General features: G+C 42.4%; 22 protein-coding genes and 1 tRNA gene. 11 read left to right on the top strand and 12 right to left on the bottom strand.

Annotated features, from left to right (window positions below; all coding sequences use genetic code 11):
- The first annotated feature begins 12 nt into the window (after positions 1-12).
- From LCH52_02885 to LCH52_02905, 5 genes are read left to right on the top strand one after another with little or no spacing between them, the layout of a single operon-like run.
- Positions 13-1344, top strand: coding sequence for a UDP-glucose/GDP-mannose dehydrogenase family protein (locus LCH52_02885; protein MCA0387420.1), 1332 nt, complete (start codon positions 13-15; stop codon positions 1342-1344).
- On the top strand, positions 1341-2294 hold the full coding sequence (locus LCH52_02890) for an SDR family oxidoreductase (protein MCA0387421.1): 954 nt from the start codon (positions 1341-1343) through the stop codon (positions 2292-2294). The genes LCH52_02885 and LCH52_02890 overlap by 4 nt, the downstream gene beginning before the upstream one ends.
- Before the next feature lie 34 nt (positions 2295-2328).
- On the top strand, positions 2329-2883 hold the full coding sequence (gene def / locus LCH52_02895; protein MCA0387422.1) for a peptide deformylase: 555 nt from the start codon (positions 2329-2331) through the stop codon (positions 2881-2883).
- The gene (gene fmt, locus LCH52_02900) at positions 2883-3779 is read left to right on the top strand and encodes a methionyl-tRNA formyltransferase (GenBank protein ID MCA0387423.1); all 897 of its coding nucleotides are present in this window, start codon (positions 2883-2885) and stop codon (positions 3777-3779) included. The genes def and fmt overlap by 1 nt, the downstream gene beginning before the upstream one ends.
- A 7-nt stretch (positions 3780-3786) precedes the next feature.
- The gene (locus LCH52_02905; GenBank protein MCA0387424.1) at positions 3787-4209 is read left to right on the top strand and encodes an acyl-CoA thioesterase; all 423 of its coding nucleotides are present in this window, start codon (positions 3787-3789) and stop codon (positions 4207-4209) included.
- A 44-nt stretch (positions 4210-4253) separates the two neighbouring features.
- Here LCH52_02905 and LCH52_02910 read toward each other — a convergent pair whose 3' ends face one another.
- From LCH52_02910 to LCH52_02960, 11 genes are all read right to left on the bottom strand, one after another.
- Positions 4254-5909, bottom strand: a complete 1656-nt coding sequence (locus tag LCH52_02910; GenBank protein MCA0387425.1) for an acyl-CoA carboxylase subunit beta — start codon at positions 5907-5909, stop codon at positions 4254-4256.
- Between the two features lie 3 nt (positions 5910-5912).
- The gene (locus LCH52_02915) at positions 5913-7082 is read right to left on the bottom strand and encodes an acyl-CoA dehydrogenase (protein MCA0387426.1); all 1170 of its coding nucleotides are present in this window, start codon (positions 7080-7082) and stop codon (positions 5913-5915) included.
- Complete coding sequence (gene meaB, locus LCH52_02920) at positions 7082-8047, bottom strand: methylmalonyl Co-A mutase-associated GTPase MeaB (protein ID MCA0387427.1); 966 nt, start codon at positions 8045-8047, stop codon at positions 7082-7084. The genes LCH52_02915 and meaB overlap by 1 nt, the downstream gene beginning before the upstream one ends.
- Positions 8044-8625 carry a nicotinate-nucleotide adenylyltransferase gene (gene nadD, locus LCH52_02925; GenBank protein MCA0387428.1) on the bottom strand — a complete coding sequence of 194 codons (582 nt, stop codon included), beginning with the start codon at positions 8623-8625 and terminating at the stop codon, positions 8044-8046. The genes meaB and nadD overlap by 4 nt, the downstream gene beginning before the upstream one ends.
- Positions 8625-9329: a hypothetical protein gene (locus tag LCH52_02930; GenBank protein ID MCA0387429.1), complete on the bottom strand. Its 705-nt coding sequence runs from the start codon at positions 9327-9329 to the stop codon at positions 8625-8627. The genes nadD and LCH52_02930 overlap by 1 nt, the downstream gene beginning before the upstream one ends.
- 72 nt (positions 9330-9401) lie before the next feature.
- Positions 9402-11297, bottom strand: a complete 1896-nt coding sequence (locus LCH52_02935; GenBank protein ID MCA0387430.1) for a PAS domain S-box protein — start codon at positions 11295-11297, stop codon at positions 9402-9404.
- 8 nt (positions 11298-11305) lie between these two features.
- Positions 11306-11743: a response regulator gene (locus LCH52_02940; protein MCA0387431.1), complete on the bottom strand. Its 438-nt coding sequence runs from the start codon at positions 11741-11743 to the stop codon at positions 11306-11308.
- Between the two features lie 2 nt (positions 11744-11745).
- Positions 11746-14190 carry an MASE1 domain-containing protein gene (locus tag LCH52_02945; GenBank protein MCA0387432.1) on the bottom strand — a complete coding sequence of 815 codons (2445 nt, stop codon included), beginning with the start codon at positions 14188-14190 and terminating at the stop codon, positions 11746-11748.
- Between the two features lie 164 nt (positions 14191-14354).
- Positions 14355-15206: a PrsW family intramembrane metalloprotease gene (locus tag LCH52_02950; protein MCA0387433.1), complete on the bottom strand. Its 852-nt coding sequence runs from the start codon at positions 15204-15206 to the stop codon at positions 14355-14357.
- 40 nt (positions 15207-15246) lie between these two features.
- Positions 15247-16494: an ABC transporter permease gene (locus tag LCH52_02955; protein MCA0387434.1), complete on the bottom strand. Its 1248-nt coding sequence runs from the start codon at positions 16492-16494 to the stop codon at positions 15247-15249.
- Between the two features lies 1 nt (position 16495).
- On the bottom strand, positions 16496-17392 hold the full coding sequence (locus LCH52_02960; GenBank protein MCA0387435.1) for an ATP-binding cassette domain-containing protein: 897 nt from the start codon (positions 17390-17392) through the stop codon (positions 16496-16498).
- A gap of 250 nt (positions 17393-17642) precedes the next feature.
- Between LCH52_02960 and LCH52_02965 the strand changes: the two genes are divergently transcribed.
- Positions 17643-19766 carry a T9SS type A sorting domain-containing protein gene (locus LCH52_02965; GenBank protein MCA0387436.1) on the top strand — a complete coding sequence of 708 codons (2124 nt, stop codon included), beginning with the start codon at positions 17643-17645 and terminating at the stop codon, positions 19764-19766.
- A gap of 61 nt (positions 19767-19827) precedes the next feature.
- On the opposite strand, the gene LCH52_02970 is transcribed toward LCH52_02965, so the two are convergent.
- Positions 19828-19901: transfer RNA gene (locus tag LCH52_02970), tRNA-Glu, on the bottom strand.
- 246 nt (positions 19902-20147) lie between these two features.
- On the opposite strand from LCH52_02970, the gene LCH52_02975 reads away from it, so the two are divergent.
- From LCH52_02975 to LCH52_02995, 5 genes are all read left to right on the top strand, one after another.
- Positions 20148-20456: a hypothetical protein gene (locus LCH52_02975; GenBank protein MCA0387437.1), complete on the top strand. Its 309-nt coding sequence runs from the start codon at positions 20148-20150 to the stop codon at positions 20454-20456.
- A 137-nt stretch (positions 20457-20593) separates the two neighbouring features.
- Positions 20594-21070, top strand: a complete 477-nt coding sequence (locus LCH52_02980; protein MCA0387438.1) for a hypothetical protein — start codon at positions 20594-20596, stop codon at positions 21068-21070.
- 115 nt (positions 21071-21185) lie between these two features.
- Positions 21186-21731 (top strand): hypothetical protein, encoded by a 546-nt coding sequence (locus tag LCH52_02985; protein MCA0387439.1) that lies wholly within the window; start codon positions 21186-21188, stop codon positions 21729-21731.
- Positions 21732-21808: 77 nt separating this feature from the next.
- The gene (locus LCH52_02990; protein ID MCA0387440.1) at positions 21809-22357 is read left to right on the top strand and encodes a hypothetical protein; all 549 of its coding nucleotides are present in this window, start codon (positions 21809-21811) and stop codon (positions 22355-22357) included.
- Between the two features lie 81 nt (positions 22358-22438).
- Positions 22439-23272: a DUF2911 domain-containing protein gene (locus tag LCH52_02995; GenBank protein ID MCA0387441.1), complete on the top strand. Its 834-nt coding sequence runs from the start codon at positions 22439-22441 to the stop codon at positions 23270-23272.
- Positions 23273-23351: the final 79 nt, after the last annotated feature.

A 23351-nucleotide genomic window follows, 5' to 3' on the forward strand; every position in this document is an offset into this window, starting at 1 on the left:
GTAAAGAACCATATGAATATTGCAGTTATCGGAACAGGATATGTAGGGCTGGTTACAGGTACATGCTTCGCAGAAGTGGGAAATAATGTTATCTGCATCGACAACGACCAGAAAAAACTTGAAAAACTTAACAACCATAAAATCACAATTTACGAGCCCGGTCTCGAAGTCGTGTATGAACGGAATTTTATCAACGGAAGACTCTCCTTCACAGATGATCTGCCTTCCGCGGTTCGCGCCTCCGATATTATTTTTCTCTGCCTTCCGACTCCACAGGACGAGGATGGTTCCGCCGATCTCACCCATGTCATGAATATCACTATCAGAATCGGTGACATACTTCAGGGAAACAACGATTACAAATTGATTATAAACAAATCGACCGCCCCGGTCGGGACAGGTGAAAAGATAAAGAGTATCCTGACCGAAAAGAAAATAAAGAATTTTGATGTTGCCTCAAATCCTGAATTCCTCCGTGAAGGATTTGCTGTCGAAGATTTTATGAAACCTGACCGTGTCGTTGTAGGTTCCGATTCTTCCAGGGCTCTCGAACTGTTGCGCGAACTCTATGAACCGTTTGTAAATCAGGATAATCCGTTAATCGAAATGGATATCAGAAGTGCAGAAGTTACGAAGTACGCTTCAAACGGCTTCCTCGCCACGAAAATCACTTTTATGAACGATCTTGCGAGGTTCTGCGAAAAAGCTGATGCAAACATCGACCTGATTAGAATGGGAATGGGTGCAGACGGCAGAATAGGGAAAAAATTCCTTCTTGCCGGCATCGGTTACGGCGGTTCCTGCTTCCCTAAAGATGTTAATGCCTTGATAAAGACTTCAGAGGATTTTGGAGCAAAATTGTCTATCCTCACTGAAGTTGATAAAATTAACAAAACACAAAGACTTCACTTCTTCAATAAAATAAAGAAGCACTTCAAAGGTGACCTAAAAAACAGGAAACTCGCTGTTTGGGGACTGGCTTTCAAACCCGATACCGATGACATGCGTGAAGCTCCGTCAGTAACTGTGATCAGACTCCTCCTTAACGAAGGAGCCGTCGTGACAGCTTACGATCCGGTAGCTTCTGAAAATGCAAGATTCTATCTTGGCGAAAGTATTGTATATTCTTCCGACAAGTATGAGGCTCTCAAAGGTGCAGATGCACTTGTTATTTTCACAGAATGGGCTGAATTCAAACGGCCTAAATTTACCATTCTGAAGGAAAATCTTGCAAATCACACGATTTTTGACGGCAGAAACATCTTTGAACTCAAAGAGATGCAAAAAGAGAATTTCAACTATTTCTCGATTGGCAGAAAAACAATTTTGAAGGCTGCAGAATGAGAAAAACTGCGGTTGTTACTGGTGGTGCCGGGTTTATAGGGTCTTTCTTGTGCGAAAAACTCTTAAATCTCGATATGAATGTTATCTGTCTGGACAATCTGATCACCGGTAATATAAATAATGTCGGTCATCTCTTCGGTAATGACGGTTTTTCTTTCATCAAACACGATGTTACCAATTTCATTCATGTACCGGGGAATGTTGATTACATTCTTCATTTTGCCTCCCCTGCTTCACCTCTGGATTACCTGCAGTTTCCTATTCAGACTCTCAAAGTGGGTTCACTGGGGACTCACAAGGCGCTTGGTCTCGCCAAGGAGAAAAATGCAGTGTTTTTGCTTGCTTCCACTTCCGAAGTTTACGGTGATCCCCTTGTCCATCCTCAATCTGAAGATTACTGGGGAAATGTAAACTCGGTTGGACCGAGAGGTGTCTACGATGAAGCCAAAAGATTTGCTGAATCACTCACAATGGCTTATAACAGATACCACTCAGTAAGGACAAGAATAGCCAGAATATTCAACACATATGGCCCAAGAATGAGACTCAAGGATGGCAGGGCACTTCCCGAGTTCATCCAGCAGGCTCTTAACGGCGAGCCCCTCACGGTTTTCGGAGACGGGTCACAAACCCGCAGTTTCTGTTACATCGACGATCTTGTTGACGGACTGATTAAGCTTCTGCTCTCCGAAGAAACAGGTCCCGTCAATCTTGGAAATCCTGATGAAATCTCTATAAAAGATTTTGCAGAAGAGATAATTGAACTAACTCACTCAAATTCTGTGTTGAAATATATGGACCTGCCGGAAGACGATCCAAAAGTGCGGCAGCCTGATATTTCCCGCGCAAATAATATTCTTGGCTGGAGTCCAAAGGTCGATCGAAGATCGGGCATCCTGAAAACAATTGACTACTTCAAACAACAACTGAAGCATTCCATAACTCACTGATCAGTAAACAAAAATTATTTTTAAATAAGAAGAAATGACATTAATTCCTGTAAATCAGTACGGCGACAAAATTTTAAGAAAAAAAGCTGTCCCCGTCCAAAAAATTGATCCCGAATTTGTAAAGTTCGTAAAAGACATGTTCGAAACAATGCACAATGCATATGGTGTTGGCCTGGCAGCAAATCAGGTTGGCTCCAACAAATCTGTCTTTGTTGTGGATATTTCAGTAATGAAGGAATTTCCGGATGAAAAACCGAGAGTTTTTATTAACCCGAAAATCATCGACAGATCAGACAAAACCTGTTCCTACGAGGAAGGCTGTCTTTCGATTCCTGATGTGAGAGCTGATGTTATCCGACCGGAAAAAGTTACCATCGCCTTTAAAGACCTCGATTTTAATGATCAGGTAATGGAAGTTGATGGATTTTTATGCAGAGTGATCCAACACGAATATGACCACCTGAACGGCATCTACTTCACCGACCGTATTGATGAATTTGAGCAGAAAAAGCTCAAAAAGGAATTAATCAGGATAAAGAACAGAAAAATTGAAGTTGAATACCCCGTTACACCTCGGGAACGCGACTGATGCGAATTGTCTTTTTTGGCACCCCTTCCATTGCCGTAAGGTGTCTCGAAAAACTTAAGGAATCAGGGAAAAATATCGTTGCAGTCGTCACAGTAACAGATAAGGAGCAAGGACGGGGTAAAAAGATACTTCCTTCGCCGGTCAAAGAGTTCGCAATTCAAAATTCGATTCCCGTCCTTCAACCCGAATCACTGAAATCTGAAGAGTTTTTTACTGATCTTCGAGCGCTTAATGCCGACCTTTTCATAGTTGTCGCATTTAAAATTCTGCCCCGCTCAATCTTTTCCATGCCAAAATATGGAAGCTTCAATCTGCACGGGTCACTGCTACCAAGATACCGGGGTGCTGCCCCGATTCAATGGGCTGTAATTAATGGTGATGAGGTGACAGGACTAACCACTTTTGCCCTTGCCGACAAGGTTGATACCGGAAATATTTACCTGATGAAAAGTGTGGAGATAGAACCTGAAGACAACTTCGGATCACTCTATGAAAAAATGTCCGTCACGGGTGCTGAAATGGTGCTGGAGACTGTTGAAATGATCGAATCAGGGAATTACACCCTGCTGCCACAAAACGATGAGCTCGCAACCCCCGCTCCAAAAATTACCAAAGAGACATGCCAAATAGATTTCACAAGATCTGCAAAAAACATTCATAATCTTGTCAGAGGACTTTCCCCTTCCCCCGGTGCTTTTTTTGTCCATGAGGGGAAACATTACAAAGTGTATAAGACTTCACTTGCAGACATGATGCTCTCACCCGGAGAGTTCGCAACAACAAAAAAACAGATATTTGTCGGAACAGGTGAGGGTACTCTTGAAATTTTGGAAATACAACCTGAAGGCAAGAAGCGAATGAAGGCGGATGAATTTTTAAGAGGATATAAACTCTGAATTTAAGATGGAAATAGAACTCCCCTCCCTGAAACCCTTTGAATTAATTATTCCTGTTACGCCTGAACATATCGATCTCCTTAACCATGTAAACAATCTTGTATATGTCAACTGGATTCAGGAGGCTGCGGTCACACACTGGAATACCTTTGCAGAACCTCAACTAAAGGAATCGGTAGCTTTTGTCATCGCCCGACACGAAATCGACTATAAATATTCTGCCAGACTTGGTGATAAAGTCACAGTCAAAACATGGGTTGGAAAGACCAGAAAATTCCTCTTCGAAAGATACACCCGGATTTACAGACAATCGGATTCAAAGGTATTCGTGGATGCCCTCTCTCTTTGGTGCCCGATCGATCTTAAAACGATGCGACCTGTTCGACCATCTCCTGAACTGGTTTCAAAGTGGTCTGTCAACGAAGGCTGAAAAATAACGACTGACAGTCGAAGGCTGAAGGCTGAAATAAAAATTTAGACCTGTATTACTCCGACCTTAAATTCCTCAATATCGGGATTATTATTTGCAGCTTCCAGACATCTGGAAATATATTCTCTCGTCTGAACAGGATCGATCACTTCATCAACCCACAGTCGTGCTGCAGCATATAACGGTGAAGATTTGCTGTCATACGAATCCCTTATCTCATCGTGCATTCTGAGTTTTTCTTCCTCGCTAAGCTCTTTCCCCTTTTTTTGCAGTTGTTTGATCTTAATATCCAACAGTACATTGGCAGCCTGACTTCCACCCATTACGCTGATTTTTGCAGCGGGCCATGCAAAGATAAATCTCGGATCATATGCCTTCCCGCACATAGCATAGTTACCGGCACCGTAGCTGTTTCCGGTGATTATGGTGATTTTTGGAACGACACTGTTCGCAACCGCGTTTACCATTTTTGCACCATCCTTAATAATTCCTCCGTGCTCGGCTTTACTTCCTACCATGAATCCCGTAACATCCTGCAAGAAAAGAAGTGGAATTTTCCTCTGATTGCAATTCAAAATAAATCTTGTTGCTTTATCAGCACTGTCAGAATAAATGACTCCGCCGACCTGCATCTCCCCTTTTGCAGATTTCACAACAGCCCTTTGGTTTGCAACAATTCCCACTGCCCAACCGTCGATCCGGGCGTAAGCCGTAATTATTGTTTTTCCGTAGCCGGCTTTATACTCATCGATCTCGGAATTGTCAACAATTCTGGCGAGCAACTCGTAAGTATCATACTGCTTTATCGGGTCATCAGGCAAAATTCCGTAAATCTCTTTTTCACTAAAAGCGGGAGGATATGACCGGATTCTGGAGAACCCGGCTTTTTTGGTGTCTGCAAATTTCTCAACAAGGCTTCTGATCTGGTCGATACATTCTTCATCATTTTCCATCACATAATCGGTAACGCCGGAGATATTTGATTGAACCACTGCACCACCGAGACTTTCATTGTCAATCACTTCACCAATTGCAGCTTTCACAAGATGTGACCCTGCGAGGAAAACAGACCCTTCACCTTTAACGATAAGTGCCTCATCACTCATTATGGGAAGATAGGCACCACCGGCGACACACGGTCCCATTATCGCTGCAATCTGAGGGATTCCCATCGCAGACATTTTGGCATTATTCCTGAAAATCCTTCCAAAATGCTCTTTGTCCGGGAAAATTTCATCCTGAAGGGGCAGAAAAACTCCGGCACTGTCAACCAAATAAATTATCGGCAGTCTGTTCTCTATCGAAATCTCCTGTGCACGGAGATTCTTTTTACATGTAATGGGAAACCAGGCTCCTGCCTTAACAGTGGAATCATTGGCGACTATCACACAGTCCCGACCATGAATTTTGCCGATACCGAAAACCGTACCTGAACCCGGTGCCCCGCCCCACTCTTCATACATTCCATATGCAGCGAAAGTGTTCAGTTCCATGAATGAAGTCCCCTTGTCAATCAACCGGGATATCCTCTCCCTGGCAGGCATCTTTCCCTTTTCTCTCATTTTTTGAAGAGCTTTCTCACCACCACCTTTGTGCGTTATTTTTCGCTCATTTTCAAGTTTTCTGACAATCTGTTTGTATGCATCCTCCCTTACAAGGAACGAAGTTTCTTCCGAAAGGGGCTTTCCGACTTTTTTCATCTGCTAATCACCGAGGAGTGTTCGTGAAATTACAATTCTTTGCACTTCGGAAGTGCCTTCGCCAATGGTAAGGAGTTTTACATCCCTGTAGAATTTCTCGACCGGGAAATCCTTTATAAATCCGTAACCGCCAAAAATTTGTACCGCCTGATTGGAACATCTCTCAGCCACTTCACTCGCAAAAAGTTTCGCCATGGCAGCTATATTTCCGAGTGGTTTTCCGGAATCCTTGATTGTAGCTGCTTTGAATGTCATCAACCTCGCTGCTTCAATTTCAGTAGCCATGTCGGCAAATTTGAACTGTATCCCTTGAAACGCATTGATCGGTTTGCCAAACTGGCGCCTCTCTCCCGAGTATTTTAATGACTCCTGAAGTGCACCCTCTGCAAGCCCGACACTTAAGGCAGCTATCGAGATTCTTCCCCCTTCAAGAATTTTCATAGCCTGCTTAAATCCTTCGCCCTCGATACCAATAAGATTTTCAGCAGGCACTCTGCAATTGTCAAAAGTCAACTGGCAGGTGTCGCTTGATCTCATACCAAGTTTGTTCTCTTTCTTGCTGACAATGAATCCGGGGATTCCTTTTTCAACAATAAAAGCGGAAATACCCCTGGAATGTTTGGATTTGTCCGTAACAGCCACTATTACGGCTACATGCCCTACACCACCATGTGTGATAAAGGTCTTACTGCCGTTCAGAACCCATTCGTTTCCATCTTTTACGGCTGTTGTAAGCATCGCGGCAGCATCACTGCCGGAAACAGGTTCTGTGAGACCCCATGCACCAATGAACTCTCCGCTGGCGAGTTTTGGCAGATACTTCCGTTTTTGCTCTTCATTTCCATGCATGAGAATGTGATTTGTACAAAGACCGTTGTGTGCAGCAACTGTAAGAGCCACAGACGGATCCACTTTTGCCAGTTCTTCTATAATCAGTGCATACTCGGTATAACCCAGACCGGAGCCGCCATACTCCTCGGGTACCAGAATTCCCATGCATCCCATCCCGGCAAGTTCCTTCACGATGTCGAACGGAAAAGCCTGAGATTCATCATACTCCATTACCACCGGTTTAATGGTATTGACAGCCAGATCCCTGACAGCCTCTTGAATTGCTCTTTGTTCCTCTGTGAAGTCGAGAAGAAAACTGTTTGATCCCGTGGTTGTGTCCATCACTGCTGCCTTTCTTTTAAAAAATTTTTATACTTCTCGATGATTCTTTTTGAGAGTGTATAAGGTGAAATTTGCTTTTCCAGAACATCCTGTATCGAATCATGAAGAAACTGTGTCCCTCCCGAGGACCATAGCTCTCCGAGTATTTCACTTTCAACGATCTCCTCAAGCCGGTTTTTCTCCCTCTCTTTTCTCCTTAGCATCAATTTCCCGGTGGAGACAAGATATTCTTTGTGTCTTTCGATCTCGAGAGCAACTTCGTCAATTCCTTTATTCTCATTCGCCGAAGTTTTTATAACTGCAGGCATCCAGCTTGTTTCGTCATGATCGCGAAACTGAAGCATGGTTTTTATCGAGGCAACCGCCTGTTCCGCTCCGGGCCTGTCACCTTTGTTCAGAACAAAGAAGTCGGCTATCTCCATCAGTCCCGCTTTCATTGCTTGGACTGTATCGCCTGATTCTGGCACCAGCACGACAATCGTGGTATCTGCAGCCTTTGCGATATCCAGTTCCGATTGCCCCACACCAACAGTCTCATAAATTATAACTTCATACCCCGCAGCATCCAGCACATCGGAAGCATCCACAGTTTTGCGGCTCAGGCCACCAAGACTTCCCCTCGTAGCCATGCTTCTGATAAACACCCCGTCCAGATTCCCGATTTCGGTCATTCGGACTCTGTCACCCAGCAGCGCACCGCCCGTAAAAGGACTGGTAGGATCAACAGCGATCACGGCGACTGTTATCCCCCGTTTCCGAAGAAGTTTAACCAGTTGCAATGTTAATGTGCTCTTGCCGGCGCCGGGAGGACCCGTTATTCCAACTTTGTAGGCTCTACCTGTATGTTTGTGAAGATCCTCGAGAAGTCCGGCGTAACCCTCCCTCTCGGATTCAACCCGGGTGATTGCCCGTGCGATGCTTCTCTTATCTTTTTCGAGTATTTTGGCGATTTCAATTTCTGTCATTCAAGGTACAGTTTTTCTTTTTTAATGTATTCAACAACAAGTCGCGGCACAAGAAAATCTATCGGAAGACCCTCTCTTATTCTCTCTCTGATCCCCGTGGAACTGATTTCGATCATTGGTGACTCAACAAAGATGGCTTCGCTGAAAAAACTGTTTTTATTCTTCATTTCCCTGTTGTCGGTTTTTCGCGTGAGAACAATAAGTTTTGCTTCCTTAACAATCTCTTCGGGTTTGTACCATTTGTGAAAATCCAGAATGTTATCAAAACCGATGATCAGTTCAATATCCGGATAACTTTTTTTTATGTGTACAATTGTATCGTAAGTGTAGGATACACCCCCTTTTTTCAACTCGTAATCACTTATTTCGTAGGAGGGATTCTCACCTATGGCGAGCTCGAGCATTTTAATCCTCTTTTCACCATCCAGGATGTCCGGCTTTTTCGTCTTGAACGGTGAAATGTTACAAGGCATCAGAATTATTTTGTCGAGGTTTCTCAACTCCTTCACTCTTTGTGAAGTGATGAGATGTCCAAAGTGCACCGGATTAAAAGTGCCGCCGAAAAGACCAACAGCCATTAAAGCAACTCTTTATATTCTACAAAAAGTTCAGTAAATCTGTCATGCATCATGAAACTGCATGCAGGGATACTTTCTTTTGCCGAAAGATATTCATACAGGAGTTTAAAATCTTTTGTCGATTTGACGACAGTTCCTGCAAATCCGCCGGTAATTGGTCTTGAGTTGAGCATTAAAATCTGGTGCAATAGTTTATCATAAGGTTTGAGAATATTCAGTAGAAGATCAGATTGTTTCGATTCCATGTAATTGAAAGCAACAGCAGACAAGTAACCGTTTTGTGACCGGATCAGAAAAGTTGTTTCATCTTCAAGCTCGACCTGCTTTACCATCTCGACATAATCCTGCGGTTTTAGTCCCATCACAAGCGGATTTACAGCGATAATGAGATTCTGTGCCTCATCTGTATCCTCTAAAATCTCCCGGATTATCTGGTTCTGATTCCCCTCTTCATAGAAGACAATTTCAAGGTTTTCAAACCGCTGCAATTCATCCAGACCCTCGGCACTTATATCGAATTGATGAAAAAGTGCAGTGATTTTAACCGGAAGGTCGAGAGTACTGACAACCTCGAACTGATTTATTAAAAGATTCCGCCTGAGGAAGGAGGAATTACTTTTATCAAAATGAGGGAATTCCTCTACCTCGAACAAATTGAAAACGGGTTTGGAAACATAAAACAGCACATTGACGGTTCGGTGCATCAGATCCGTTGAATCTTTATTAAATTTAATGGAAACCGAAAGTTAAGTATTTTTCAGGAAAATGTCAAAACATCAACGGTCTTTTGGAAACCATACCGTAAATGTCGATCCTTTTCCCGGTTCCGATTCCACTTCAATTTTGCAATTATTCAAGTCAACAAGCTTTTTTACAATCGGTAATCCCAACCCCAGCCCTTCGAACGGCCGGCTGTAGCCTGTCTCCTGCTGAACGAACGGTTCAAAAAGATTTGGCAGATAATCTTCGAAGATCCCGGTACCTGTATCTTTAACTGATACACTCACTCCTCCACCATTACCTTCGGTGAGTGAAATTGTAATGCCACCTTCTTTTGTAAACTTTATCGCATTTTCTATCAGGAAGAAAAGAATATTCTTGGCATCAGAGGTGTCAACGAATGCCGAATCGTCTTTCGTCTCATTAATAACGGATAATTCGAGTTCCTTTTCTGCCACCTCATCTTTATGATCGTTAACAACCCTTTCAATTATTGCTGACAAACCGGTGTGTTCTGATCTTATTTCGTGATCCCCGGTTTGTAACTGCGACATAAGCAGCATCATTTCGACCGTATTTATCAATCTCTGTGTACTTTTTATCAGTGACCTGAAGTAAACCAGATCCTCGGGTGATGCGGATTCTTCGAAAATCTCCTGGATTATCCCCGCCATACCGACAATACCGTTCAACGGAGTTCGAATCTCGTGAGATAAGTTGTTAATAAAGGCATCTTTAAGACTGTTCGCCCGTTCGGCTTTTTCTTTGGCAACCAGTAGACTCTCCTCAAACAGTTTGATCTGTGTAATGTCGGTAATTGTCCCGACATAACCGATGGTTTTGCCGTCCACAATCTCCGGAACGGAATTTCCCATCACCCAGACTATAGTACCATCAGGTTTGATAAACCTGTAATGTGCCTGTGAAGTGACATGCTCTTCACAAGCCACTTTCCAGTTGTCAGCCAGTATCTGCTTGTCTTCTGGATGAACACCCTTTAACCACCCGTAACCAAGAGCTTCTGCAAAAGGGATTCCCGAAAGTTCCGACCATCTTGGATTTACATAAGTAGTTGATCCATCTGGATCGGTTCTGAAAATCCCGACTGGAGAAACCATCGCCAGAGTGTGAAAGAGCTGCTGACTTTCCCTGAGAGCATCCTCTGCTTTTTTCTGTTCGGTGATGTCTTCAACAATTCCGTCATAGTAAAGTGGAGAACCGTCTGTGTCTCTGATAAGCCTTGCACTCTCCCTCACATAAATGAACGATCCATCCTTCCTCATCCACTTCGATTTATGCCCCTTTATCTCTTCCTGTTTTTCGATGGCATCCAGGAATATTTTTCTTTCATTGAAATTTTCGAAGCCCTTTTCTTCAATATTTATTTCCTGAAGTTCCTCAATCGAATTGTATCCAACCATTTTCAGAAGTGTCTGATTTGCGAGCAGCACCTCACCTTTGTGATTTGTCCTGTATAATCCCATAATCGCATTGTTGTAGAGCTCCCGATACTGTTCCTCACTTTCAGAAAGCTGCTTCTGAGTCCACACTCTGAGCCTTTTTTCACTACCGAGTTCAAGTGCACGATCGATGGCTGAAGGGAGTCTCGCCAGTCTGTCTTTCAGAATGTAATCGGTTGCTCCAGCTTTAAGCAGCTCCACCGCTGTCTCTTCGCCTATGGAACCCGAAACACAAATAAAGGGAATGAGTGAGCAACATTGCATCATGTCTTCCAACGCTCCAAAAGCGTTATAACCCGGCAGCATGAAGTCACAAAGTATCAGATCAAAATCGGGTGTTTTTAAAGCCTCCAGATATTCTTCCTTCGATGCGACCCACTTCATTTTGGTCTCAAATCCCGCATCCAGCAGTAGCTCAGCGATCAATTCTGAATCGAAATGAGAATCTTCCAGGTGAAGAATATTAACAGTTTTCCGTTCGTCGTTAATCATCAACTTCCTTAAATATGATTCATTGGCAGTTCATTGAGAATACCCCAGAATATTCCAATTTGTTTTACAGCATCTATAAATTCGTTGAAATCAACAGGTTTTACCACATACGCATTTACACCAAGTTCATAGCAGGTCTTTAGATCGGGTTCTTCTCTTGAAGAGGTCAGCATAACAACAGGGAGTTTCTTAAATCTTGCGTCTGTCCTTATGACTCTCAACACTTCAATGCCATCCATTCTTGGCATTTTAATGTCAAGTAAAAGCACTGCAGGTGGTTCCGGACTGCGATTTGCAAACTTTCCTTCAAAATTAAGGTATTGCAGAACCTCAACTCCATCTTTAAGCACTATCACCTGATTGGCGAGATTGTGTTCGTTCAGTGCCTCAAGAGTTAATTCGACATCCATTGGATTGTCTTCTGCAAGTAAAATGGTTTTTAACATTGTCATGTTGTTTCCTTTGTCTTTTTCGGAAGTGAAAAAAAGAATTCTGCACCGTTTTCGGGTTCGGCTTCTGCCCAAACCCTTCCTCCGTGCCTCACAATTATTCTCTGGACATTTGCAAGGCCGATTCCGGTACCTTCGAACTCATCCTTAGGGTGAAGTCTCTGAAATACACCAAAAAGCTTTTGTGAATAATTCATGTCAAAACCCGCACCGTTATCTTTTACACTAAATATATACTCCGTATCTGTTTCCTGCCAACTAATCCGGATTTTGGTGTTTTCAACTTTTTTTGAAAATTTGATGGCATTACTCAGCAGATTCACCCAGACCTGTCGGAGAAGAGAAGCATCTGCAAAAACCTCGGGTAACTCACTGATGTCCCACACGATTTTGCGATTACCCAAACCCTTGCTGCTTGATTCGACCACTTCTTTAACAAGTCCGTTCATGTCTAGAAAAGCAGCCCTCATTTCAGCCCTTCCCGTCCGGGAGAACTGGAGCAAATCATCAATCAGTTCACCCATCTGTCTTGAAGACAAGGCAATCGAATTGAGGAAATGCTCCCCTTTTTCGGAGAGATTCGCTTTTTCTCTTTTCAGAAGCAGATCAACATAACCGCTGATATGCCTGAGCGGAGCTCTGAGATCGTGCGAAACCGAGTAGGAAAATGCTTCAAGTTCCTTGTTTTTAAAATCGAGTTCCTGAGTCCTGGCAATCACCCTCTCTTCAAGCTCAGCATTCAGTTTGTGAATTTCTTCCCTTGCCTTCACACTCTCGGTTACATTTCTGCCGATACCAAGCAGACCGGTTATTTCCCCCTCATCGTTCCTCAACGGCAATTTGGAGGTAAGCAGCCAGATGACTTCCCCATTTTCGTCGAGGACAAACTCTTCCTTGTTTATGACAGGGTTTCCTGTTTCAATCACATAACGGTCATCCTTCATAAAACCTTCAGCGAGCTCAGGCGGATGCAATTCCAGATCAGTCTTCCCAATCACCTCGGCTTCTGATCCAACATGCATATTATACAAATCAGCAGGGTTGGCAATTACTTTTCGGAGTTGAATATCCTTACTGTAGATTGCATCCGGTATGTTGTCTATAAGGGTGCGGAGCAGCTTCCGTTCTCTCCTTACTTCCTTTTCCTTTGCACGCAGATCGGTAATATCCCTGATCACGGCAACTACATCGTCACTGTCATCCATTCGGAATAATCGGGCTTCGAGGTCCTTGTTCTCTCCGGTTGTTTTTGATATGAAATCGAATCTTTTAAGTTTCTCATTCTTTCCAAAATCTGTAAACTGATTTTGAATTGAAGTCCAAAGTTCCCGCGTAAAAAGAACTGAAAGAGGCTGATTTTTTATTTTTTCCGAATCATCAAGATGAAATGTTGGATTTGTGGTGTAACAATCGAGTATTATACCATCTCTGGAGAATTTGAAGTAGAGGTCAGGTAAAACCCTGAAGACAGCCCTTAGATCGCTCGCACTTTGAATCGCTTTCTCTTCATGAAATTTTCTTTCATTTGTGGAAGCTGAAAATGAAAGAGATGTAAAAGCAAGTATGCTTACAAATCCCTGAAGAAGAAGTAAAGAGGTGTTTCTGGTATCCTTTACAAAGGGCCCGAATCCGTTTACTGTACCATCCACGGCTATTATTGATATGATTGCGATGCTTAAAAATGCAGCCACAGGATTAAATTTTTGTGCAACCCAGATTATCAATGGGAAAAAAATGAATGGCATCAATAATGATAATAAATGATTTGGGGAGTTTGTGAAAACGATAAAAGACATAAGTGTGAAACATAAGCAGATAATGGTCGACTCAACTATCTCTTTCGGTTCGAATTCACTTACTTTTATATTTAGAATTGTATATACTGCCGGTGCAAAAATGATGATCCCCGTGGCATCACCCAGCCACCAGGTCAGGAAAAAAGAGGGATAAAAATCCCAGCTTGCCAGATTTGAGATGCAAAATGCAGCCGGACCTGCACCCGCGCTTACCAGAGACATCACAAAAGCAATAAGTGTAAATCCAACAACAGCTCTTACTCTTGTAAATAACGAAGCCAGTATCGAAAATCTATTTATCAACCAGTAACCGGCAATACCCTCAAGTGTGTTCCCGATTGCTGTCACCACTCCCACGATTGCCGGTACAAGATACCCGTGAGTTAAATCACCCGAAAGCATGCTCCAAAGATTTGCAAGAAATGCGCCTGTGGCAATGCCGGGCGAAACCCGGTAGCCGCACATCAGGAAAAATGCCAGGGCTATTCCCGAGGGGGGCCAGACAGGTGAGGCGTTGCTGCCGGGCAGGGCGAGAAGCAGACTTGTCCGTGCGACGAGTAAATAAACCAAAGTCACAATCAGGTTGTCACGCAGAAAATTGCCGGGCTTCGGTGAAGAATTGCAATCCAATCGACTTTTTGTCATCATAAAATTCTTCTTATTAACAGGGTGAATTCTGTTTTTTCCAGACTTAAATTAATAATATTTCACGAAATATTGGTCTGTTTTTAGAAGTTATTATTCTATCATACCCCGGGAGTGATTTATTGATTGAAATGAATTTTTATTTGTCCCACAAACCTGTAAATTTCTTAAGTTGACTTCTTACTTGTGAATCTTTTCAACACCGAATTATAGATAAATTTTGATGATTCAATCTGTATTTTGATGAATTCCTCCCCTTTTTCTTTCCATCCATTTTTCATCATCAGCAGCCTGCCCTCTTCCGGTCCACCATTTTCTTCCGAAGTTTCCCTGACTCTTGCTTCAATAAAATGTTCTTTTTCCACTCTGATTGCATAGACAATCGAACGGCTGACGATTATCATCAGAGTAAGATTAATAATATTTGCGCCGGTCTCCAACGCTATATAGTTCCAGATTGAGTGGGAAACAGCGGGAAACGGAGCAGCGAGCAGAAATACAAAAAATCTGTTTTTTATTATGTTCGATATGAAAATGTAGAGAAGGATAAAAAGAAAATTTTGCACGCTGTGCATCGGAGCGATGACAAGGGTTCTCTCCAGCATGGTTCCTGCCATACTCCTGTCACCATTCCCGATTGTGGAGTAGAGGATGTTTTCAAAAAATGCAAACCCGAGTCCGATTGCTATGGCGAGAAACAACGAATCGAGCAATTCCTCGCTCTTGAGAAATCTGATTGCGAGGAGGGTGGCACCTCCTTTAGCTATTTCCTCGATAAGTGGTGAGATGTAAATCGAACGGAAATGCCCGCGGTACATGATGTCCGCCACTTCATATATTTGTGACAAACCATACTGTATCCCGATTGTAAAGAGCACTGCAGCCAGGCCACCCGCCAGTGCCGGCAGAAGAAAATCAATCTCCCGCCTGTACCTGTACCTCTCGAAACCGGAATAGAACTTAAAAAACAAGGCGGAGATTCCTCCGCCTGTTAAAACCATTGCGAAAATATCAATCATCATATTTCAAATATAATGATACGACGGTCAAACTGATTTATTAAGAATCGTATTTCATCCAGTTTATCAGTTCTTTTATCGAAGGTACCTTCCCGTAAGAGAGTATTCCGATTCTGAAAATCTTCACTGAGATTTTTATCACAACAAAAATGCTTAAAACGAGAATTCCCATTGCAATCAAATGCTCATAGAGAGGAACCTGTATCACATTCATCCTTGCTATCATCACCAGTGGAGATGTAAACGGGATGTAAGCAAATATTTTCACGAGTCCCTGATCAGGATTTTGAATTATCGGCATGAGTAAAACAACCGGAAATATTACCAAAAGTGTCAGGTAGCTCGTTATCTGTTGAGCCTCCTGTTCAGTATTCACGATGGAGCCGACTCCCACAAATATCGAAACATAAAAGAGGAATGCCAGGAGAAAATATGGAATTACAATGTGGATATTCTGAAATGCTGCAGAAGTGGCTATCAGAGGACCCGCATAACCAAATGCCAGAAGTGCCCAGATACCCATCTGAGTAAGCACCAAAAGACTAAGGCCCATAACCTTCCCGAACAACAGATCATCAGGTCTGCAACTTGAAAGAATAATCTCGATCAGGCGGTTGGATTTCTCTTCCACGAGGCTTCTTACGAGTGAACCCCCTGTAAACATGATTATGAAAAAGAGAGCCATCACAATAACGAAAGTTGAGAAAAACTGCGTCTGAAAGTTGATTTCCTCAGCCCCCTCGAGGGTTATCTTGACAGAGCGAAGCCCAACTTCATGGGTAAGTGAGTCGAGGAGACTCTGCCCGATATTTTTGTTGGCAAGCATCCTCTCCCTTCTTATGCTGTTAAATCCACTCTCCATTATCTTTATGTCACGAAAGTTACCCATCGACTTGCTGCGATACTCAAGATTCAGTCCGGAATCCTTCTTCTCATAGATATATATGTATCCCTCAAGTACTTTTTTGTTAAAGACAGAGTCATCCAGTTTTTTCTTTGCGAGAGATATGTCACCTGCGGGGACAACATTTTTAGGAATCAGATATCTTGGCTGTCCATCCTCAAGTTTTTCTTTCTGAAGTTGTGCCCTCAGAGCATCTTCATACTGCCCGGTTGAATCGAGAATCGTGATTGCCTTTGGAGCATCGGAGTCCTTGTCTGCGAGTAGTGATGGCAATATCGAAAAAACAGTAAAAATAACCGGTGTAAGCACCACGGAGATAATGAATTCTTTCGAGAGAACCTTTTGAAGATATTCCCATTTCGCTACTTCAAATGCTTTCTTCATTTTACTCTCCGATCTGCTTTATAGTATCAATAAAAATTCGATTAAGCGTTGGCGCCTCGATTGAAAAACTCCTTAACTTCATGTTTTGGAACAATTTAGGGAGCACTTCACCCGGAACGGCTCCTTCAATCAATTCAATTTCACCAAAATTTCCGTATAAATCAGCGGTTTTCACTTCCGGAAGTGTCTTGATAAAATCAGAACCTCCTTCATACTCAATCTTTATAAACTCTTTGCCAAAATTTCTTTTCACAAGATTGATGGGCCCGCTGCATACTTCTCTTCCTTTATTGATCAGAAATATTGACTCGCACATTTTCTCTGCCATGTCCATCTGGTGGGTGGAGAGAACGATGGTTTTACCCTCCCGTTTTAAGCGAAGTATTTCATCGCGAACCATCTCCTGATTGATGGGATCGAACCCGCTGAATGGTTCATCAAGTATCAGTATTTGGGGATTGTGAATGACCGAGACAATAAACTGAACTTTTTGCTGGTTTCCTTTGGAGAGTTCCTGTACTTTCCTCTTTTTATAGTCGGGTATGTCCAGTCTTTCGAGCCATTTCTTTCCCAGTTTCTCAGCCTCTGTGGAATTCACACCTTTTAGTGCCGCAAAATATTTGATAATATCGAGTACGGTGCTTTTTTTATAAAGTCCCCTCTCTTCAGGAAGATATCCGGTGATATTATGGAAATCCTTGCCAACAGGCTTCCCGTCGATCGAGATTGTTCCCGAAGTCGGCTTTATGATATTTAAGATCATCCTGATTGTGGTGGTCTTTCCTGCCCCGTTTGGACCCAAAAGACCAAATATCTTCCCCGGTTCCACTGTAAAAGAGATATCATCCACCGCAACGATGTCTTTGAATTCTTTTCTTATGCTGTTTACTGCTAACATCTAAAATCCATTTTTATTGACTGGGAAAATTACAAATTATCATTTTTATTAACGCAATTATTTGACAGTCGGCAGAATAATTTGACGGGGTCCATACCCGGTTTTACAAGACCTGTCCGCAAATAAACCTTACTCCTTGCCATTTAACCTTTATCATAAATAATAACCAATTATAATAATATCACAACGCTCTCCTTTAAAACAAACTATATTTCCGCCTCACATCAATAATTTTTTAGGAATAGTATATATGAGAAAATCGCAGGTCTTAATACTTGTTCTCACTCTCTCGTCGCTCATCTTTCCGCAGTGGTCGCAGACAAATGGTATTAAAGGAGGATATTTCCAGTCAGTTGTATCGACGGGAGATAAATTGATAACCAACACAGCAAATGGGAGTGTGTTCGTCTCTGACGGCACCACCTGGTCATCCCCGGTTCCGGGAGTTTACGCCACTTCCCTGCTCAGGGATGGTAACACTGTTGTTGCTGTCAATTATGGCTTTATTTTTGTTTCTACCGACAATGGCACTTCATGGGTTAAAAAGATAATCCCCGAAGCAACAAATTCCGATCCTGTTTTATACCTCGGAAAAATTTATGTCATAAGTGCTTCGGGTGATACTGTTTATACAAGTTCCGATTTTGGAAACAACTGGATCCCTGTATCCCTTAACAAAAATTTTACTCATAACAACGAAACACGACAAATATTTATTGTTATGAATCTGTTCGTATCATCAGATAAAATGTGGATAGAAGCCTTCACCGACAATACTCCCGAATCGGTAGTGCTTCTCGAATCATCCGATCAGGGACAAAATTGGAATGTGGCTTTTGTACCTCAAAATGGTGAAAAAACCACCTCCGTTGCAAATGAAGGCGGGGTTGAGATTTTGACCACTAATGCAGGCGTTTACAAAAAAGATGTTTCGGGTTCATGGCTCCCTCTGATAAACGGTTTGCAGCTTGGAAATGGAAACATCATCCCGTTCAACGGTCTGAAATTCATCTCCGGCGATTTTTACTTGTCCGTAATCGGTGACAATCCGGGACTTTTCCGACTTACAGGCAGCTTTTGGACAAGCCTGAATACTCCCTCTTATATAAATGGTTATACCATGCACCAGGGAAGTATCGTTGCCGCAACTTCGGGGAAAATCATCAGAAGAGTGGACGGACACTGGTTTTCTGTTACCGATAATCTGATCGCAACCACTTCCTCACCGATCGTTATGTCTGAAGATGTGGTTTTTTCACAGTATGGCGCTTCGCTTTACAGATCCACAAATGGTGGAAACACCTGGGATTCCATATCCGCTTACATCGGAAACCCGGTATTCAAAGGTAATCAGATTTACGGTTGGAATGCCAATGGTGTAATCCGTTCAAACGATCTCGGAAATACCTGGTCAACCCTCAATTCCGGTATTCCACAGTCCCACATCACAAAGGTTTATGGAGTTGCTGTTTCCGGGAATACAATTTATGCGGGTTTTCATGGAACGAGAAGAAGAGACCACCTGCCTCCCGTTTGGGAACAAGGTGGAGTTTACCGGTCAACTGACAACGGTGCTACATGGTCGTCGTTTAGCTCAGGTATTGTGCAGGAAGCAGGTGTACCGGCTCCTGTTTACGAAATAAAAGCTTCTGATTCCAGAGTTATTCTCAGAACGATCGAAGGAACCTATACCCTGAATGGACAAACCTGGCAAAGAATAAACAATAATCTGCCCGCTTCAACTTCCTTCACTTCACTTTCGGTAGTTGCTGATTCTATTATTGCAGGAAGCAATCTGGGTTTGATGATTTCCACTAACAATGGAATTGACTGGAAATATTTCAAAAATGGTCTCCCGACTTCGCAGTTCGACCTCTACTTTATTAAATATTTCAGATATCTTGGCTATTTTTTCGCATACGACAGTCAGGTAAACAAAATGTACAGACTCAAAGACACCACCTGGGTGCCTTCCTTGTTTAATTTACCGGACGGAATGGAGATAACTTCTCTCGATGCTTCAGGAGAAGTTTTATATGCAGGTACGGTGGACCGTGGAATCTGGAAGTATCTTAAAACTCCGACTTCTGTCGAGGAAAAAAACTCCCCCGTTTCTTTCACTCTGGATCAGAATTATCCAAATCCGTTTAATCCGTCCACAACCATTTCTTTCTCACTCGCAGTCGACGGTTTTGTATCGGTTAGAATATTTAACATCCTTGGTGAACTTATTGCTGAACCGGTAAGTGGACAACTTGCAGCAGGAAATCACAAAATCAATTTCGATGCTTCAAACCTGCAATCAGGTGTGTATATTTACAATGTAACCCAGAACGGGAATTCCCTCTCCCGGAAAATGACCCTTGTCAAATAATTAACCCCCATAAAACAAAAAACCCTGTTCTGCGAAAAGCATTACAGGGTTTTTTTGTGTGTAGCGCGTACGGGATTCGAACCCGTGATCTCTGCCTTGAGAGGGCAGCGTCCTGAACCGCTAGACGAACGCGCCAAATTTAGACTTCAAAAATAAGCTATTTTAAGCAGATTACAAAGAACAGACCCGGTAAACAGGTCGATTTCTTCCATTTCTCCAGGTTCTTTCCGTTATATTTAAATAATTTTATTGAATATTCATAAAAAGTTATTTGGCTTTTTCATTTATAGAGTTATATTTACCGTTGCATATTTCGATATTATTATCGTCTTTAATCAGTCTTTTAATATACCTGTTTAATCAAAACAACCGGACCATATCATGAATACAAAAAACCTTACCAGATCTCTCTTCGTTGTACTCGCGGCTCTTTTCCTTACGGCGTGCAGCGTTTCCACTGAACAACTCGCTGACCAGATTAAACAAGACATGGAAAACAGCCCGCAATTCAAAGAAAAAGGAATTACTGTTAAAGAATTTACTCTCACTCCAAAAGGTGGAGAAAAATATGAGGGACTTCTTAAAGCCATTGAGCCGGGTGGTGAAGCACATTATAAAGTGGATGTAACATTTGATGGCTCAAAAGCATCCTGGGTTTTGGTCGAGGTGTTGAACAAAAAGCCGGAATAAAATAAAAGGTTTGTAAATAAGTCTCGTTTTTCAGTATAATTTTGACTTTTTGCGAAAAATATCTTTTTTTTCTGCGATATAATTAATTACATTTCGCAGTTATTTTTAATCATTTAGTTTAATCGACCGGAGACATTATGTCAAAACTTTTTGCTGTCCTGTTTATTTCCATCGCATTCCTGACAACTTCAAACTTCGCTCAGGAAACCTTTACAAACGAAGCCGCCAAAGTCAGTGTCACACTCCCCGCAGGCTGGATGTATGAAGCAAGTGGAGCTGATATCATGGCTTACCCCAAAGAGGGTGGTTTCATGGTACATTTTAGTGTCCTTAGTGCTGATGATCTGGGTGCCGCACTCGCGGAAGTGGATAATATGCTCTCGGCACAGGTTGCAAACCTCAAACTTGGTGATGCCAAAGACTATAATGTTAACGGCATGAGCGGAAGATTCGTAGAAGGCAATGCTGATGGTGTTCTTTTGGCTATTGGGGTTATTGATACACCGGTTGCAAATTCGAGCCTGATGGTTGGTGCCTGGGGAGCTCCTGAGACCGTTGAAAAATATGCGGCTGATGTAATGTCAATTTTCAACAGCATTTCACCAGCAAAATAATTTTTTAATTTCCCGTTCCCTGACATTTTTCAAGGGAATGGTTTGTTGGAATAAATCGCAACAGCCCGTCTGTTGTACAATTAAATAATCAAATAACTAATTTATTGGAGACTCCATGTCGAAATATTTTTCACTCGTTGCAATACTTGCAGTAGCTTTGTTACTCGGTGGTTGCAAAAAAGCTGACAAACCTGCAGAAAAACCTGCTGATTCTGCTGCACCCAAAACTGAGAAACCTGTTGAAGGTGAAACATTTACAGATGAAGCCGCTCAGGTAAGTGTAGCTCTTCCCGCTGGATGGTACTATACTACTGACGAAAAAAGCATGACAGCGCACGCTCCTGACAGTCTTTTCGCTGTAAACTTTGTTGTTCTCAAAGCTGACGAACTTGAAGCAGCAATGAAAGAACTCGACAAGTACCTCGGAAGTGATGTAAAAAACCTGAAGCTCGGTGAAGCAAAGGATGAGGACATCAATGGTATGAAAGGCAGATCCATTGAAGGTACTGCTGATGGTCTCGAACTTTATCTGGGACTTATTGATACCCCTGCTGAAAAAACCAGTCTTTTCATCAACGCATGGGCAGCTCCTGAAGCTTTGAAAAAATATTCGAAAGAGCTTGACTATATATTCAAAAACATTAAGCCTGCCAAGAAATAATAAGCTTAATTGATTTTCAAACCGGATTGCTTAAATTAACAATCCGGTTTTTTTTGTCATTTTACACATGGAGTATTGTGCTTAGAGTATTTTCCTTTTCCATATTTTTCGCTTTGCTGGTTATTTTAAGCGGATGCGGGAAATCTGATTCCCCCGCCGACAGGTCATCTTCCGATTCTTCTTCTTTAAAAAGTGATGGACAGATCGAAGCCGGCGAGACATATACCAATGAAGCGGCAAAAATGGATTTCCAGCTTCCCGCAGACTGGATACTCGAAACGGATGAACAAAACATCACAGCATTCCCAAAGGAGGGAGGATTTCTCGTTCAGTTTTACATTCTGAATGTTGATAATCCCGATAAAGCAAAAGTTGAGGCATTAACGATATTAAACAGAGAGATCTACAAACTTAAAACCGGGGAAATTGTTGACAGCGAGATTAACGGCTTAAATGCGAAGTTAATCTCAGGCAAATCGGAGGGTGTTCGTTTGATTTCCGGTATTGTGGATACCCCTGCAGACAACACTTCGATACTGATAGCTGCCTGGGGATCTTCTGAAACAGTTGATAAATATGAGAATGAAGTCAATTCGATTATCAAAAATGTGACAGCAGCAAAATAACCCCGAAGTTTATTTGCATCTGCTTTTGAACCGGAAGCCGGTAGAGATTGTTGTATAATAAACCAAAATAAAAGGACACTCATGAAAAAAGCATCATCAATCATTCTTCTCACATTTTTTCTTGTCATCACTTCCCTTAACGCCCAGGCACCTGCTGTTCCGGCGGCTTCCCCTTTGGGTTCAGTCTATCAGGTTGTTGGAATAAGTGAAGTGACAGTAAAATACTCCCGCCCTTCTGTAAAAGGGAGACAAATTTTTGGCGGAGTGGTTCCGTTTGACCAGGTATGGAGAACTGGCGCCAACTCAGCTACCACTATCGCGTTCACAAATGATGCAACCATCAGCGGGACCAAACTGGCTGCAGGAACTTATGGAATATTTACAATTCCCGGCAAAACAGAGTGGACAGTCATTCTCTCGAAGGACAACAACCTGTGGGGTTCCGGAAACTACAATCCCGGAAATGATGCACTTCGTTTCAAGGTCACACCTGAAAAAACAAGCAATGTGGAACTTCTCACCTTTAATTTCGAGTCAGTCGAAAGCGACAAAGCAAAACTGACCATCTCATGGGCAGATGTGAAGATCAGTTTTGACATCGTCTTCGAGAGTCATAAAAACATCCTCGACAAGCTGAAAACCGATGTAAACTGGAGCACTTCATTCAGAGGAGCTGATTATTTGTTAAAATCGGGCAAAGACCTCGACCTGGCAATGAAGTATATCGACATATCAATCATGATCGATGAAAACTATAACAATCTGAAGGTTAAGGCACAATTGCTCGAGAAGGCAGGCAAGAAAAGTGAAGCGATTGCGACCATGCAGAAGGCACTGGATAAAGCCGCAACGATGAAAAATCCCCCTTTTGACCTTGATGCAATGAAATCACTTCTGGAAAACTGGAAGAAATAGATTAATAAAAAAAAGAGGCTGAACCAAACGGACAGCCTCTTTTGCGTTAGTATTCAATAAACCCAAGGGGAAAACGGGA

Source organism: Bacteroidota bacterium (assembly GCA_020161395.1).
In the GTDB taxonomy this organism is placed as follows: Bacteria; Bacteroidota; Ignavibacteria; order Ignavibacteriales; family Ignavibacteriaceae; genus UTCHB3.

What these genes read in the sequence shown, in the direction of transcription:
- LCH52_02915 (MCA0387426.1), bottom strand. Translation starts at nt 7,082, where the DNA reads ATGGACACAACCACGGGATCAAACAGTTTTCTTCTCGACTTCACAGAG.
- LCH52_02960 (MCA0387435.1), bottom strand. Translation starts at nt 17,392, where the DNA reads ATGTTAGCAGTAAACAGCATAAGAAAAGAATTCAAAGACATCGTTGCG.
- LCH52_02890 (MCA0387421.1), top strand. Translation starts at nt 1,341, where the DNA reads ATGAGAAAAACTGCGGTTGTTACTGGTGGTGCCGGGTTTATAGGGTCT.
- meaB (MCA0387427.1), bottom strand. Translation starts at nt 8,047, where the DNA reads ATGACAGAAATTGAAATCGCCAAAATACTCGAAAAAGATAAGAGAAGC.
- LCH52_02940 (MCA0387431.1), bottom strand. Translation starts at nt 11,743, where the DNA reads ATGTTAAAAACCATTTTACTTGCAGAAGACAATCCAATGGATGTCGAA.
- LCH52_02905 (MCA0387424.1), top strand. Translation starts at nt 3,787, where the DNA reads ATGGAAATAGAACTCCCCTCCCTGAAACCCTTTGAATTAATTATTCCT.
- LCH52_02975 (MCA0387437.1), top strand. Translation starts at nt 20,148, where the DNA reads ATGAATACAAAAAACCTTACCAGATCTCTCTTCGTTGTACTCGCGGCT.
- LCH52_02955 (MCA0387434.1), bottom strand. Translation starts at nt 16,494, where the DNA reads ATGAAGAAAGCATTTGAAGTAGCGAAATGGGAATATCTTCAAAAGGTT.
- LCH52_02935 (MCA0387430.1), bottom strand. Translation starts at nt 11,297, where the DNA reads ATGATTAACGACGAACGGAAAACTGTTAATATTCTTCACCTGGAAGAT.
- LCH52_02980 (MCA0387438.1), top strand. Translation starts at nt 20,594, where the DNA reads ATGTCAAAACTTTTTGCTGTCCTGTTTATTTCCATCGCATTCCTGACA.
- LCH52_02995 (MCA0387441.1), top strand. Translation starts at nt 22,439, where the DNA reads ATGAAAAAAGCATCATCAATCATTCTTCTCACATTTTTTCTTGTCATC.
- LCH52_02910 (MCA0387425.1), bottom strand. Translation starts at nt 5,909, where the DNA reads ATGAAAAAAGTCGGAAAGCCCCTTTCGGAAGAAACTTCGTTCCTTGTA.
- LCH52_02965 (MCA0387436.1), top strand. Translation starts at nt 17,643, where the DNA reads ATGAGAAAATCGCAGGTCTTAATACTTGTTCTCACTCTCTCGTCGCTC.
- LCH52_02950 (MCA0387433.1), bottom strand. Translation starts at nt 15,206, where the DNA reads ATGATTGATATTTTCGCAATGGTTTTAACAGGCGGAGGAATCTCCGCC.
- LCH52_02945 (MCA0387432.1), bottom strand. Translation starts at nt 14,190, where the DNA reads ATGATGACAAAAAGTCGATTGGATTGCAATTCTTCACCGAAGCCCGGC.
- nadD (MCA0387428.1), bottom strand. Translation starts at nt 8,625, where the DNA reads ATGGCTGTTGGTCTTTTCGGCGGCACTTTTAATCCGGTGCACTTTGGA.
- def (MCA0387422.1), top strand. Translation starts at nt 2,329, where the DNA reads ATGACATTAATTCCTGTAAATCAGTACGGCGACAAAATTTTAAGAAAA.
- LCH52_02985 (MCA0387439.1), top strand. Translation starts at nt 21,186, where the DNA reads ATGTCGAAATATTTTTCACTCGTTGCAATACTTGCAGTAGCTTTGTTA.
- LCH52_02885 (MCA0387420.1), top strand. Translation starts at nt 13, where the DNA reads ATGAATATTGCAGTTATCGGAACAGGATATGTAGGGCTGGTTACAGGT.
- fmt (MCA0387423.1), top strand. Translation starts at nt 2,883, where the DNA reads ATGCGAATTGTCTTTTTTGGCACCCCTTCCATTGCCGTAAGGTGTCTC.
- LCH52_02930 (MCA0387429.1), bottom strand. Translation starts at nt 9,329, where the DNA reads ATGCACCGAACCGTCAATGTGCTGTTTTATGTTTCCAAACCCGTTTTC.